12 protein-coding genes are annotated in these 13,915 nt (G+C 60.7%); 10 read left to right on the forward strand and 2 right to left on the reverse strand.

All coding sequences use genetic code 11. The features are described from left to right. Positions 1 to 120: 120 nt before the first annotated feature. From IHQ71_RS31555 to IHQ71_RS31585, 7 genes are all read left to right on the forward strand, one after another. Positions 121 to 1,236 carry a sugar ABC transporter substrate-binding protein gene (locus tag IHQ71_RS31555; protein ID WP_258163676.1) on the forward strand — a complete coding sequence of 372 codons (1,116 nt, stop codon included), beginning with the start codon at positions 121 to 123 and terminating at the stop codon, positions 1,234 to 1,236. A gap of 117 nt (positions 1,237 to 1,353) precedes the next feature. After that, positions 1,354 to 2,352: an ABC transporter permease gene (locus tag IHQ71_RS31560; protein ID WP_258163679.1), complete on the forward strand. Its 999-nt coding sequence runs from the start codon at positions 1,354 to 1,356 to the stop codon at positions 2,350 to 2,352. An 8-nt stretch (positions 2,353 to 2,360) separates the two neighbouring features. Continuing rightward, positions 2,361 to 3,866, forward strand: a complete 1,506-nt coding sequence (locus IHQ71_RS31565) for a sugar ABC transporter ATP-binding protein (RefSeq protein ID WP_258163682.1) — start codon at positions 2,361 to 2,363, stop codon at positions 3,864 to 3,866. Positions 3,867 to 3,876: 10 nt separating this feature from the next. Next, complete coding sequence (locus tag IHQ71_RS31570; RefSeq protein ID WP_258163690.1) at positions 3,877 to 4,818, forward strand: ABC transporter permease; 942 nt, start codon at positions 3,877 to 3,879, stop codon at positions 4,816 to 4,818. Between the two features lie 13 nt (positions 4,819 to 4,831). Then, the gene (locus IHQ71_RS31575) at positions 4,832 to 5,866 is read left to right on the forward strand and encodes a zinc-binding dehydrogenase (protein ID WP_258163691.1); all 1,035 of its coding nucleotides are present in this window, start codon (positions 4,832 to 4,834) and stop codon (positions 5,864 to 5,866) included. Between the two features lie 51 nt (positions 5,867 to 5,917). After that, the gene (locus IHQ71_RS31580; RefSeq protein ID WP_258163692.1) at positions 5,918 to 7,414 is read left to right on the forward strand and encodes an aldehyde dehydrogenase family protein; all 1,497 of its coding nucleotides are present in this window, start codon (positions 5,918 to 5,920) and stop codon (positions 7,412 to 7,414) included. A 2-nt stretch (positions 7,415 to 7,416) separates the two neighbouring features. Further along, the gene (locus IHQ71_RS31585; protein ID WP_258163693.1) at positions 7,417 to 9,012 is read left to right on the forward strand and encodes a GMC family oxidoreductase; all 1,596 of its coding nucleotides are present in this window, start codon (positions 7,417 to 7,419) and stop codon (positions 9,010 to 9,012) included. Positions 9,013 to 9,054: 42 nt separating this feature from the next. Here the strand turns inward: IHQ71_RS31585 and IHQ71_RS31590 are convergent, their stop codons facing one another. Then, on the reverse strand, positions 9,055 to 9,873 hold the full coding sequence (locus IHQ71_RS31590; protein ID WP_258163501.1) for an aldo/keto reductase: 819 nt from the start codon (positions 9,871 to 9,873) through the stop codon (positions 9,055 to 9,057). Between the two features lie 178 nt (positions 9,874 to 10,051). Between IHQ71_RS31590 and IHQ71_RS31595 the strand changes: the two genes are divergently transcribed. Genes IHQ71_RS31595 through IHQ71_RS31605 form a run of 3 tightly spaced genes read left to right on the forward strand, consistent with a single transcriptional unit; the run spans position 10,052 to position 12,771 of the window. Then, positions 10,052 to 11,626, forward strand: coding sequence for an acyl CoA:acetate/3-ketoacid CoA transferase (locus IHQ71_RS31595; RefSeq protein WP_258163502.1), 1,575 nt, complete (start codon positions 10,052 to 10,054; stop codon positions 11,624 to 11,626). Between the two features lie 4 nt (positions 11,627 to 11,630). Continuing rightward, complete coding sequence (locus tag IHQ71_RS31600; RefSeq protein ID WP_258163503.1) at positions 11,631 to 12,413, forward strand: enoyl-CoA hydratase/isomerase family protein; 783 nt, start codon at positions 11,631 to 11,633, stop codon at positions 12,411 to 12,413. 46 nt (positions 12,414 to 12,459) lie between these two features. Further along, a complete protein-coding gene (locus IHQ71_RS31605; protein WP_258163504.1) occupies positions 12,460 to 12,771 on the forward strand; it encodes a Dabb family protein in 312 nt (103 codons plus the stop codon). 7 nt (positions 12,772 to 12,778) lie between these two features. Here the strand turns inward: IHQ71_RS31605 and IHQ71_RS31610 are convergent, their stop codons facing one another. Beyond that, complete coding sequence (locus IHQ71_RS31610) at positions 12,779 to 13,798, reverse strand: aldo/keto reductase (RefSeq protein WP_258163505.1); 1,020 nt, start codon at positions 13,796 to 13,798, stop codon at positions 12,779 to 12,781. Between the last annotated feature and the right edge of the window lie 117 nt (positions 13,799 to 13,915).

Below are 13,915 nucleotides of genomic sequence, written 5' to 3' on the forward strand. Positions count from 1 at the left end.
GTCTATTGACACGAGCAATCTTATAAAGTAACTAGTTAGTGCGTTGATGGCGAAAGATTGCCGTCGCAAGGAGGATCGGGAGGCCGGGAGAGGCCAGTCCGAACGACAAGGGAGAGAGAAATGTCCTACGTGAAAGATTTCATCGAGAAAGAGACGCTTCGCCGCCGCGAGTTCTTGATCGGCACCGCACTCGGCCTGGGCGGCGTTGTTGCCGCATCCGCTCTCGGCACCAGCCGCGCCATGGCCGGCGAAAATCCCGCGCTTGCCTGGAGCTACCGCGACCGCACCAATCCGTACTGGAACTCGATAGTATCAGGCGCCGAATCCTTTGTCGAAAGCCTCGGCAAGCCGAAGTCCGAACTGATCCACTTGATCCACGATGGTTCGAACGAGAAATGCGTCGCGGACATCAAGGCGCTCCTTTCGAAGACCAACGGCAATGCGGCGATCGCCTGCGACCCGAACGACAGCCCGAATTGCCGCCCGACCGTTGAGGCCGTGAAGGCAGCCGGTGGCCATGTCTTCACCATCTGGAACAAGACCGACGATCTGCATCCCTGGGATTTCGGCGACAATTGGGTCGGCCACATGAGCTGGTCCGATCTCGAGCCGACCACCAAGACCGCGACCATGCTGTTCGAAGCCATGGGCGGCTCCGGCGGCGTCGTCGGTCTCGGCGGTATCGCGGCCAACATCCCGGCCATCGAGCGTCATCAGGGCATGATGGAAGCCACCAAGAAATTCCCCGATATCAAGGTGCTCGACTACCAGGCAGCCGATTGGGATACAACCAAGGCGAACGAGATTATGGCCGCCTACCTCACCACCTATGGCGATGAGATCAAGGGCGTCTTCTGCGCCAATGATACGATGGCCTATGGCGCGATCGAGGCATTGCGCGCCGAGGGTCTTGCCGGAAAGATCCCGGTCGTTGCCTATGACGGCGGCGCCCAGGCGATCGAATATATCCTGAAGGATGAGCTGCTGGTGACCTGCTATACCGATCCCTATTGGGGCGGCGGTATTGCACTGTCGCTCGCTCACGCGGCTTCGACCGGCAAATACAAGCCGAGCAATGAGCCGAAGGAACATCGCGAGTTCTATGGTCCGACGCTGCTCGTGACCAAGGCGGATGCGCAGGCATTCTACGACAAGCATCACAAGTCGCACCCGGATTACAATTGGGGTGACTATTTCGGCCCGACCAACGGCCAGATCGCCTACAACCGCTACTGATCCCCCGAGGCGTGAGCGGAGGGCCGAACGCTCTCTCACAGTCCCGCGAAAGTGGGACGGCAAATGGCTGTAGCCCTCTGCCGTCCCCGACGTTGATAATCAGAGGAGCATGCGAAGGTGGCGAGCATCGTGGAGGAGGGTGCGAAGGTGACAAATGTCTTTGCATTCAATGAGGTCAATATCCGCAAATGGGCGCCCGTTCTGGTGCTGCTCGCGGTGTGCATCGGCTTTGGTCTGATGAATCCGAACTTCCTGTCGGTCAGGAATTTCGCCCGCATCGGCGTGCTCGCGGCACCGGCTCTGCTGGTGGCCATCGGCGTGACCTTCATCATCGTCATGGGGTCGATCGACCTTTCCATGGAAGGCGTGGTCACGTTTTCGGCGGTTATCTTCGCCACGATTTTCAAAGCCTTGGGCGGCACGATGTTCGAGGGCTGGCTCGCATTCCCGGCCGCGCTGGCGGTGGGAATCCTGATGGGCCTGATCACCGGGATCGCCCATGTCAAACTCAAGATCCCGTCCTTCATGGCGAGCCTTTCAATGGGTTTCGTTGGTGCTGGCGCGGTCGTCATCCTCTCAGGCGGCTATCGCATCACCATCGATGACGCGATTTTCCGGTCGCTGCTGACGGTCCGCGTGCTGCAGATGCCGCTGATGCTCTATTTCGCCCTATTCATGGTTGCCGTCGCCTGGTTCATCGAGCGGCATACTGTTATCGGCCGCAACATCTACGCCGTCGGCGGCGGCGAGGACCTGGCGAAGGCCTCGGGCCTCAACACCGAGCGCGTCCGCATCATTGGCTTTGCGCTGGCCGGCGTCTTTTATGCACTGGGCTCGCTGCTGGCGGTGGCCCGTGTCGGCATCGCCGATGGTCAGTCCGGTTCGAATCTCATGTTCACCTCGATCACTGCTGTCGTGGTCGGGGGCACGTCGCTGATGGGCGGCACGGGCGGCGTGCTCAACACGCTGGTCGGCGTGCTGATTGTCGCGTCCATCATGAACGGAATGGTCGTTGTCGGACTGCCCAGCTACATCCAGAGCGGCGTCCTTGGCGTAATGGTCATCGTTGCCGTCGCGCTGTCGATCAACCGCAAAGCCGTTTCACTGGTCAAATAGGCGCCGAAATGTTCAAGCTCTCCAAGATCGAAAAGTCCTTTCCAGGCGTGCATGCGCTGAAAGGCGTCGATTTCGAAATCCGAAAGGGCGAGATCGTCGGGCTGGTCGGCGAAAACGGCGCCGGCAAATCGACGCTGATGAAGGTCATGTACGGTGCCTATGTGCCGGAATCCGGCGACATCTCGCTCGATGGCAAGTCCGTGCGCTTTGCCAATCCGCGCGATGCCCAGGACAAGGGCGTCGGCATGGTCTTCCAGGAACAGTCGCTGATTTCCAACCTGACGGTGATGGAGAATATCTTCCTCGGCTACGAGGCGCCATTCGTACGCTTCGGGCTGGTCAACTGGAAGAAAATGGCCGCCGCCGCGCGCAAGCAACTCGATAAGGTCAAGCTGGATATCGATCCTGCGACGATCACGTCGGAACTGTCCTTCGCCCAGCGCCAGCTTGTCGAGCTTGCGAAAGTGCTCTCGGTCGAAGAGCGAGTCCACGGTGATCTGGTCATCCTTCTGGACGAACCCACCTCAGTCCTGGCGCCTGAAGAAGTCGAGATGCTGTTCCAGCTGGTGCGCGATCTCAAGTCCCGCGCCTCCTTCATCTTCGTCTCGCACCGCATGGATGAGATCATCAAGCTGAGCGACCGCATCTACGTGATGAAGGATGGCGAGGTTGTCAGCGTTGTCAACTCGGCCGATGCCGTTGTCGAGGACATCCAGCGGAAGATGGTCGGCCGCGATGTCGACGCCGAATACTATCGCGAGGCGCGCCAGCTCGCTTATCAGCCGGGGCAGCCCTTGCTTGAAGTGCAGGGCATTTCCCGCGCACTGAGCTACAACAACATCTCCTTCGACCTCCACCCCGGCGAAGTGCTGGCGCTGGTCGGCACCGAGGGCTCCGGCACCGAAGAGATCATGCGGACCATTTTCGGCATGGTCAAACCGCATCTCGGCAAGATCCGGGTCGGCGGGCAGCCCTTCGACAGTTTCTCGCCGGCCAACGCGGTCGAGCACGGCATCGCCTATGTGCCGCGCGAGCGGAAGGTCGAGGGCATTGCCGCCGGCATGAACGTCTATGAGAACATCACGCTGCCCCAGCTCGGCAAATATTCGAGCTTCGGCCTGCTGCGCAGCGGCGAAGAGCGCGTGCTGGCCAAGGACTGGATCAAGAAGCTTTCGATCAAGGCCTCGTCGGAGGATGCGGATTGCGGCCGCCTGTCCGGCGGCAACCAGCAGAAGGTCGTGCTCGCCAAATGGCGGAGTGCCGGTTCGAAGATCGTCATCCTCGATCATCCGACACGCGGCCTCGATATCGGCGCCAAGGAAGATGTCTATGAGATGGTGCGCGACATGTGCGCCGATGGCTGCGGCGTGATCCTCGCCGCCGATACCTTGGAAGAGGCGATCGGCCTGTCGCACACCATTCTTGTTATCAAGGACGGCCGCATCCAGGAACGGTTCGAAGGCAGACCCGGCGCCAAGCCGACGCTCTTCGACCTCGTCCACCACATGGTTTGAGGAAGCCACCATGAACGCGCAAAAACTCAAGCCCTATTTTCCCGTGCTCACGCTCTTGGCGCTGGTCGTCCTCGTCGGCGGCATGGATCCGAGTTTTCTCCGTCCGGCCAATCTGTTGATCGTCGCGGCCGACGTTTCGGCGCTGTTCGTCATGGCGCTCGGCCTGACCTTCGTGATCTATATCGGCAGTATCGATCTCTCCACCCAATCGGTCGCCAGCATGACGACGGTGCTGGTGACGATCTGGTTGAACTCGTTCGGCATCGGAGCGGCGGTAATCGCGCTGGCGATCGGTGCCGGATTTGGCGTGCTCTCGGGCTATGCCTCGATCAAGACCAAGATACCGACTTTCATCGCGACCTTGGCGGTGGGCGGCATCGCCTACTCGGTGGCCCGTTTTGCATCGGGCGAGAAGGGCGTGTCGATGATCGAGACCGAGCGCAGCTACTATCTCGGCTGGCTGTTCGGCTACTCTGGTCCCATTCCCAACGAGATCATCTGTGCAGGTGTGCTGCTGCTGGTCGCCCTATTCATCGAACGCAGAACCGTCTTCGGTCGGGTGCTGAAGGCTGTCGGTGCAGCGGAGCACGCAGCCATCGCCTCGGGGGTTCGGGTGGAGCGCTACAAGATTGCGGCGTTTGCCATCTGCGGCCTCCTCGCGGCCTTCTCTGGCCTGATGCTGTCGGCCCGGCTCTCGGGTGGTTCTTCGCTCGCCGCCAACCAGTTCCTGCTGCCAGCCATCGTTGCGGTCCTAGTCGGCGGAACGCCGCTAACCGGCGGCGTCGGTGGCGTGCTCAATACGCTGATCGGCGCGCTGATCGTCGCCGTTATCCGCACCAGCATGGTGTTCCTCAATATTCCCGCAGACGCACAGCAGATATTCTTCGGTGTCGTGCTGATCATCGCCATTGCGCTGACGCTCGACCGCAGCAAGGTCCTGACGGTGAAATGAGGAGGATCGCGCCATGCAGAGCATGAAGGCTGCGGTTCTCGTCGAGCCGCACACGTTTGAGGTTCGCGACGTGTCGGTGCCAGCCATCGGACCATCGGACGCGTTGATCAAGGTCGAACGCTGCGGCATTTGCGGCACCGACATGCACATGTTCAACGGGCATTACGCGGCTGACAAGCTGCCGATCATTCCAGGTCATGAATTCTCCGGCACGATCGCCGCACTCGGGGGCGAGGTCACGCATCTCAAGACCGGCATGCGTGTCGTCGCCGATATCAATATCGGCTGCGGCAACTGTTTCTATTGCCGTCGCAACGAAATCCTCAACTGCACCGAGATGCGCCAGGTCGGCATATCGCGCGATGGCGGCTTCGCCGAGTATGTGTCGGTGCCGGCTAGGCTAGTCATCGCTGCAGCGCCGGACGCTGAATTCGACCTACTAGCACTGGTCGAGCCCGTCGCCTGCGTGGTGCGCGCGGCCCGCAAGGCCGATGTCCGCTTCGGCCAATCGGTCGTCATCATAGGGGCCGGGCCGATCGGCAACCTGCATATCCAGATGATGCGGTTGGTCGGTGCCGCGCCCATCATCGTCGTCGAGCCATCGCTGCAGCGCGCCGAGATGGCCAGGCAGGCGGGTGCCGATGCGGTGGTCACCGACCCGGTCACGGCGAGAGATACGGTGCTGGCGATGACCGGCGGCCGGGGCGCCGATGTTGTGATCGAAAGCGTCGGTCTGCCGAAGCTTTATCAACAGGCGCTGACGCTGATCCGCCCCGGCGGCCATATCGCCGCCTTCGGGATTGCAGGGGTCGCGGACACGCTGCCCTTGCCGCTGCTCGATACCGTGCTCCGCGAATATTCGATCAAGGGCTCCGTCGCCGGAATGGGCGAGGACATGCATGACGCCCTGACATTGCTGACGCATGGGCGCTTCGATCTCAGGGCTTTCAGGGGCGTCAGCTACAGGCTGGCCGATATCCAGCAGGCATTCGAAGATCTGCCAAAGCGCCCCGACGCCCTCAAGATCCAGATCGAGATTGGGCAATGAATGTAGTCGAGCAGGTGCCAAACGGCATTGCTCCGAGAAGAGGTCGATGACATGGATATGAACACGGGAAAGATCGAACTGCCGAAGCAGGCGCGCGAATTTGGCTTCTTCGTCGATGGCAAATGGGTAAGCGCGGGCGCACGCAAGCTCATCGAGCGCCGGAGCCCGGCGCATGATGTTGCCGTTACCCGCATTACCCGCTGCACGGTCGAGGATCTCAATCATGCCGTCTCAGTCGCGCGGCAAGCGTTCACCGATCGCCGCTGGTCCGGGCTCTCGGGCACCGATCGCGCCGCCGTGCTCCTCAAGGCAGCGGAAGGCATCCGCGCCCGTGCCGAAGAACTGGCGCTGCTCGAAACGCTGGAGAGCGGCAAGGGTATCAGCCAGTCGCGCGGCGAAGTGCTGGGTGCTGCGAGCATCTACGAATATGCCGCCGGCGCGGCGCGCGCGCTACATGGCGATACGTTCAACAATCTCGGCGACAACATGCTTGGTCTCGTCACCCGCGAGCCGATCGGTGTCGTCGGGCTGATCACGCCGTGGAATTTCCCGTTCTTCATTCTGTCGGAGCGGGTGCCGTTCATCCTCGCCTCGGGTTGCACCATCGTCGCCAAGCCGTCGGAAGTGACGTCCGCCACGACATTGGTGATGGCCGAGATCCTGTCGGATGCGGGTCTCCCCGCCGGCGTCTTCAACGTCGTCACCGGCAGTGGCAGTGAAATCGGCCAGGCAATGACCGAGCATGACGATATCGACATGCTTTCCTTCACTGGCTCGACGGCGGTTGGTCGTCGGGCCTTGCTGGCATCGGTGGGTAACTTCAAGAAACTCGGGCTCGAACTCGGAGGCAAGAACCCGCAGGTCGTGTTCGCCGATGCCGATCTGGACGAGGCGGCTGATGGTGTAGTGTTCGGCATCTGCTTCAATGCAGGCCAGTGCTGCGTCAGCGGCAGCCGACTGATCGTGGAGAAGTCTGTCGCTGCGGATTTCGAGGCCCGCATCGCGGAAAAGCTCTCTCGTGTCAGAGTCGGCGATCCGCTGGACCCAAGGACGCAGGTTGGTGCTATCGTCACCGAGCAGCAGCATGACACGATCCTTTCCTATATCGGCAAGGGCAGGGAGGAAGGCGCGCGTCTGGTTTGCGGCGGCGGCCCGCTGGTCACAGATCAAGGCCGGTTTGTGATGCCCACGGTCTTCTCCGACGTGACCATGGACATGGCCGTGGCGCGCGAGGAAATATTCGGTCCGGTGCTCACCATCTCCACTTTCGAGACCTTCGATGAGGCGATGGAGTTGGCCAATGACACGGTCTACGGGCTGGCGGCCAGCATATGGACGAAGAACCTGGACAAGGCGACGAATGCTTTCCGCCGGGTGCAGGCTGGTCGAGTCTGGGTCAACACTACGATCGCGGGTGGGCCCGACCTGCCGATCGGCGGCTTCAAGCAATCTGGCCACGGGCGGGAGACCGGTATCTACGGTGTCGAGGAATATACCGAGGTCAAGACGGTGCATATTGCGCTCGGCAAACGTGATCTCTGGGTGTGAGCATGGCCGGACAAAGCTTTGATTATGTGATCGTCGGTGGTGGCAGTGCCGGTTGCGTTCTGGCAAGCCGGCTGAGCGAGAATCCGGATAGCAGTGTACTGCTGATTGAGGCCGGCGGCCGCGACACCAATCCCTATATTCACATGCCTGTCGGGTTTGCCAAGATGACGACGGGCCCGCTGACCTGGGGCCTCGTCACGGCACCCCAGAAGCATGCGAACAACCGGGAAATCCCATACGCGCAGGCGCGGGTGATCGGCGGCGGCAGTTCCATCAACGCCGAGGTTTTCACGCGCGGCGTCCCATCAGATTACGATCGCTGGGCGAACGAGGAAGGCTGCGAGGGCTGGTCATTCAAAGACATACAGCCCTATTTCCTGAGGTCGGAGGGCAATGAAACCCTGTCAGGCGCGTATCACGGCACCGATGGCCCGCTCGGCGTTTCGACACTCAATCCGCAACCGCTCACCCGGGCCTTCATCCGCTCCTGCCAGGAAGTCGGCATGCCCTACAATCCCGATTTCAACGGACCTGTCCAGGAAGGCACGAGTGCCTACCAGACCACCATTCGCGGCGCCCGGCGCTGTTCGGCGGTTGTCGCTTATCTCCGGCCGGCCATGACGCGCAAGAACCTGACCGTGGTAACAGGCTGCCTCACGCGCCGCATCCTGTTTATAGGCAACAGAGCCACCGGTGTCGAATACGTTCAGAACGGGCAATTGCAGACGGCTCTTGCGAACAGCGAAGTGATCGTCACATCAGGTGCCATCGGCTCGCCAAAGCTGATGATGCTTTCGGGCGTCGGTCCGGCGGAGCATCTGAAGAATGTCGGTATCTCGGTCGTGCTGGATTCGCCGGGTGTCGGCCAGAATCTCAGCGATCATTTCGGCATCGACATCGTCTATGAGCTCAAGGAGCAGACGAGCCTCAACAAATACAACAAGCTGCATTGGATGGTCTGGGCCGGGCTGCAGTATGCGCTGTTCAAGACCGGTCCGGTGACCTCCAATGTCGTCGAGGGCGGGGCCTTCTGGTATGCCGACGAGGCGCGGAGCGAGCCGGACCTGCAATTCCATTTCCTCGCCGCCGCAGGCGTCGAAGCCGGGGTGCCCGCCATCCCGTCCGGCTCCGGCTGCACGCTCAATTCCTACACGCTGCGGCCGAAAAGCCGAGGCAGCGTGACGCTTCGCAGCGCTCGTGCGGAAGACAATCCCATCGTCGATCCCAATTTCATCGCCGAGCCGGATGATCTCCGGGTCTCGGTCGAGGGCGTGAAACTGAGCCGCGAAATCCTCAACCAGAATTCGATGTTGAAATACATCCGCAGCGAGCATTTCCCCGGAAAAGGCGTCGGCACGCAGGCGGATTTCGAGGACTATGCGAAACAATACGGCCGCACCTCGTACCATCCGGTTGGAACCTGCAAGATGGGCACCGATGCCATGGCAGTCGTCGATCCGCAATTGCGGGTGAGGGGGCTCGAGGGAATCCGCATCTGCGATTCATCCGCCATGCCAAGCCTGATTGGTTCGAACACCAACGCCGCGACCATCATGATCGCCGAAAAGGCCAGCGACCTCATTCGCGGCAATCAATAAGCTCCAAAAGCAAAGGGCCGGTCGAACCGGCCCCCCAGATCCTCAATCCCATTCTGGCGCCCAGGGCACGAGGTCGCGCCCGACAATCCGGTAGCCAGTCCTGGTCAGGGCCTCGATTTTCGCCATATCCATGCTCGACAGCGTGAAATCCATGATGTCGAAATTGGCGCGGATATTCTCCGGCTTGGTCGACATCGTGTTTATCGGGACGCCCTTCTGGAGGATCCAGCGCAGCACGACCTGTGCCGCGGATTTCCCGTAAGCTTTGCCGATCTCCGCAAAGAGCGGATATTTGAACACCTCCCCGCGCGCGACCGAGCAGTAGGACGAAATCTCGATGCCGGTTTCCAGCGCAGCATCGAGCAGAACGGTTTGGTCGAGCAGGGGGTGAAACTCGACCTGGTTGACCACCAGCGGTTCGTCGATGATTTTCACTGCGTCGCGCATCATCTGAACGGTATAGTTCGAAACGCCGATATGCTTCGCCAGACCGCGCTTCTTGGCGTCGGCCAGCAGCTTGAGCGAAGTGGCAATTTCCCCGCCGATCGGCGGCCAGTGCAGCAAAAGCACATCGACATAGTCCAGCCGGAGATCTTTCAGGCTCTTTTCGACGGCAGGCAGAAAGGCGACCTCGGTGAAGTCGTCGGGATGGGCCTTGGTCGTCACGAGCATATCCTCGCGCTTCAGGCCAGTGGCTGCGAGGCCATCACCGACATCGGCCTCGTTTCCGTACATCTTGGCTGTGTCGAAGGACCTGTATCCTGCGTCCGCGGCCGATTGCATGGCTGCAAGCAAGACCTCGCCGTTCAAGGGATACGTGCCAAAGCTGCGCTGGTATGTGCGCTCGAAATAGATGCTCAATTTTCCCTCCCGTGGATGTGACGAGCGCCGGTCATCGATCGATAGAGCTCAATCGATATAGCGCCTTACTCTCTCAGATCAATCGCAGAAAACCGCTTGATCGCGAAATGCTTATGAGCTATTTTATAACCACCTAGTTACTTAATAGCAAGTTGAATTCGCGAAGCCGGGGAGTGAGATGTCCAAAATAAGAACTGCGGTGCAGGCTGCGGCGGAAATTCCCGATGACGCTGTCGTCGCCGTGAATTCCTCGAGTGGCCTCTGCTGCCCGGATGCTGTGCTTGCAGCGATCGGCGAGCGGTTTCGCGCTGATGGCGCGCCGCGCAGGCTCACCACGATCCATCCAATCGCGGCCGGCGATATGTTCGGTACAAAGGGAGTCGATCATCTCGCGCAATCCGGGTTGATCTCGACCATCATTGGCGGATCCTATCCCTCGGGCCCATCTTCCTCCGAGCCGCCGCTGATCTGGCAGATGCTGGGCCGCAACGAGATTGCGGCCTACAACATTCCAAGCGGCATCATATTCGATATGCTGCGAGAGGCTGCGGCGCACCGGCCCGGCGTGCTGACCAAGGTTGGGCTCGATACATTCGCCGACCCGGCACGCGAAGGCTGCGCGATGAATGAAGCCGCGACGGCCAAGCCCGTGGTCAGGAAGGTGGAATTCGACGGCGAGGAATATCTCTATTTCCCCGCGATCAAGCCGACCGTCGGCATCATCCGCGCCTCTACGGCCGATGAGCGCGGCAACCTGACATTCGAGCACGAAGGCGCCTATCTCGGCGCGATGGAGGTGGCGCTCGCCGCGCATAATTGTGGCGGCATCGTCATCGCTCAGGTCAAGCGTATCGCCCAGGCGGGGTCGCTCAAGCCGCATGACGTGCGCGTGCCGGGCATCCTCATCGACCATATCGTGGAAGCCGAGGATCAGTTGCAGACCACGGCCACGGTCTATGACCCTGCCATATCAGGCGAATTGTTCCGGCCGCTCGATACGTTCCGCATCCCGCCATTCGACGCCGCCAAGGCGATGGCGCGGCGCGCGGCGATGGAACTGAAGCCCGGCTGGGCCGTCAATCTCGGCTTCGGCATCTCGGCCAATGTGCCGCGCATCTTCCTCGAGGAAGGTAGGCACGGTGATGTGACCTGGGTGATCGAGCAGGGCGCGGTCGGCGGCATTCCGCTGCTTGATTTCAAGTTCGGCTGCTCATCGAATGCGGAAGCTTTTGTCGCCTCGCCGCATCAGTTCACCTATTTCCAGGCAGGCGGCTTTGACGCCTCGCTGCTCTCCTTCCTGCAGATCGGCGCCGATGGCTCGGTCAATGTGTCGAAGCTCGCTGCACGCCCCCACGTGACCGCCGGTGCCGGCGGCTTTGTCGACATCACGACGCGTGCGAAGAGGATCGTCTTCTGCGGCTATTTCAATGCCGGTGCGAAGTTCGCCATCGAGAATGGGAAGCTCAGGATCGAGAAGGAAGGCAAGGTCATCAAGATCGTCGAAGAGGTCGATCACGTGTCCTTCTCCGGCAGGCGCGCGGTCGCCCAGGGGCAGGACATAACCTATGTCACCGAGCGCTGCGTGCTGAAGCTCACGCCGCAGGGCTTGCTGGTGACGGAAATCGCGCCGGGCATCGAAGTGGAGCGCGACATCATCGCACAATCGGCGGCACCGCTTAAGATCGCCGAGAATGCCAAGCTCATGGATACGGCATTGTTCCGGCCCGAAAAATTCGGCCTGGCGATCGGGTGACGAGATGGAAACGCAAGCTCACCTGACCGTCGAGACCGAAAATAGCGTGGCGACGATTACTATCCGCCGCCCTAACAAGCTTAATGCCCTGAACGAAAGCCTGATCGAGGAACTCGCATCGGCCTGCCGGACAATTGAGCGCGATGAATCGGTGCGCGTGGTGATCCTGACGGGAGAGGGCGGCAAGGCCTTTTCATCAGGCGGCGATATCGACGCCTGGAGCGAGCTTGAGCCTGTGAGTTTCAGCGGCCACTGGCTGCGGAACGGCCATCAGGCCTTCGATGCGCTGGCTCGCCTGCGCCAGCCAGTGATAGCGGTCCTGAATGGCCATGCGCTTGGCGGTGGGTTGGAGTTGGCGGCCTGCGCCGATATCCGCATTGCCGAGGAGCACATCAAGATCGGCCTGCCCGAATCCGGCCTCGGCGTTATTCCCGGGTGGTCCGGCACCCAGCGCACCGTGCGCCGCTTCGGCAGCCAGATCGTCCGCCGTCTCGTACTTTTCGGTGAGATGCTCGAGCCGGCCGATGCTCTGAAGTACGGCATTGCCGATTATGTCACCCCGGCCGGGCAAGGCATGGCCAAGGCCAAGACGCTAGCCGAGCGCGTGATTGGCAGGGCGCCGGTCGCCACTGAACTCTGCAAGATGCTGATCAATGCAGCTGAGGGCGAAGAGCGCGAGCGGCCGATCGAGGCCATCGCCGGCCTGGCGGCAGCGCAGACTGCCGACCTCCGCGAGGGCGTTGCGGCATTCCACGAAAAGCGCAAGCCAACCTTCACCGGGCGTTGACGCGATCCAAAATCTCTATCACATGCAACAATCTGGGAGGACAATCATGATCCGGCATTTCGTATTGCTACGCTTCAGGGACGATGTCAGCGAAGAAACCAAGGCGTCGATCTACGGCGATCTCGATGCCCTGCGCGGCCATATCCAGGGCATCCGTCATTTTCAGGCAGGACCCAATGTCTCGGTCGAATATGACCTGATCTGTGGGTTCAAGGATGCATTCTGGTTTGATTTCGAGAATACTGCGGTCCGCGACGCCTACCTTGTTGATGCGGCCCATCAGGCTGCCGGAGCGCGGATAGTAGCCCACACCGTCGGCGGTCCCGACGGTGTGATTGTTGTCGATATGGAAATCTGACCGGTACCTAAGCGATCGGCACCGGCGCATCCTCGCGCAACAGGCCTTCCGACTTCAAGTCGGCCCAGAATTCCACCGGAATAGCATGGTTGAACCACTCGATGTTCTTTTCGAGTTGTTCGACCGTGCGGGTGCCGGCGATGAAGGACGGGATCGCGGGATGGGCGACGACGAACTGCATCGCCGCCGCCGGCAGAGGCACGTTGTAGCGCTTGCAGACGGCTTCGATCCTGCTCACGCGCCGCATGATGTCATCCGGCGCCGGGGCGTAGTTGTATTTCGCGCCCGGCACGGCGCCCGTCGCCAGGATTCCCGAATTGAATCCACCGCCGACCACCACGGCCGCGTTGCGCTTCTCGCAAAGCGGCAGGAACGTATCGAGCGAATCCTGCTCCAGCAGCGTGTAGCGCCCGGCCAGCAGGAAGCAGTCGAAGTCGCGCTGTTCCAGTGCGGCCTGACATACTTCCCACTCGTTGACCCCGACGCCGATGGCGGTCACCAGCTTTTCGTCGCGAAGCTTCGATAGCGCCTTCCAGCAGCCATCCATCGCTGTCTTGAACACCTCGGGCTGGTCGGCGCCGCGTGTGAAGACGTCGATATCGTGTATGAAGCAGATATCCATCCGTTCGAGCGCCAGTCGCTGCAATGAATCCTCGAACGAGCGCATAGTACCGTCATAGGAATAGTCGAACACCATCTCGTTCGGCGCGGCATTGTTCCACGGCGCAAAGTCGATGTCGGACCGCCGCTTGGGCTTCAAAATACGCCCGACCTTGGAAGACAGGACGAAGTCGTCGCGCTCCTTCCAGCGCAGCGAATGACCGCTGCGTAGCTCGGAGAGGCCGTGGCCATACATCGGCGCCGTGTCATAATAGCGGATGCCGGCATCCCAGGCCGACTGAATCATGCCATCGGAAACCTGCTCGTCGATCGGCTTGAAAATGTTGCCGATAGGCGCCGTGCCGAATGCGAACGTTGTCACTTCGAGATTCGTTCGGCCGAATTTCCGTCTGTCTGAAACCTTCATCAGATCCTCCAATTAAGATGTAACCAGTTAGTTATTTATGTTAGCCCTGTTTTGATATCTGGCAAGCGAAAAATGCCTGGCTTCCAGAGATTCGTGTCTCACGATTGAACGCTGATG

The organism is Rhizobium sp. TH2 (genome assembly GCF_024707525.1).
GTDB lineage: Bacteria > Pseudomonadota > Alphaproteobacteria > Rhizobiales > Rhizobiaceae > Rhizobium_E.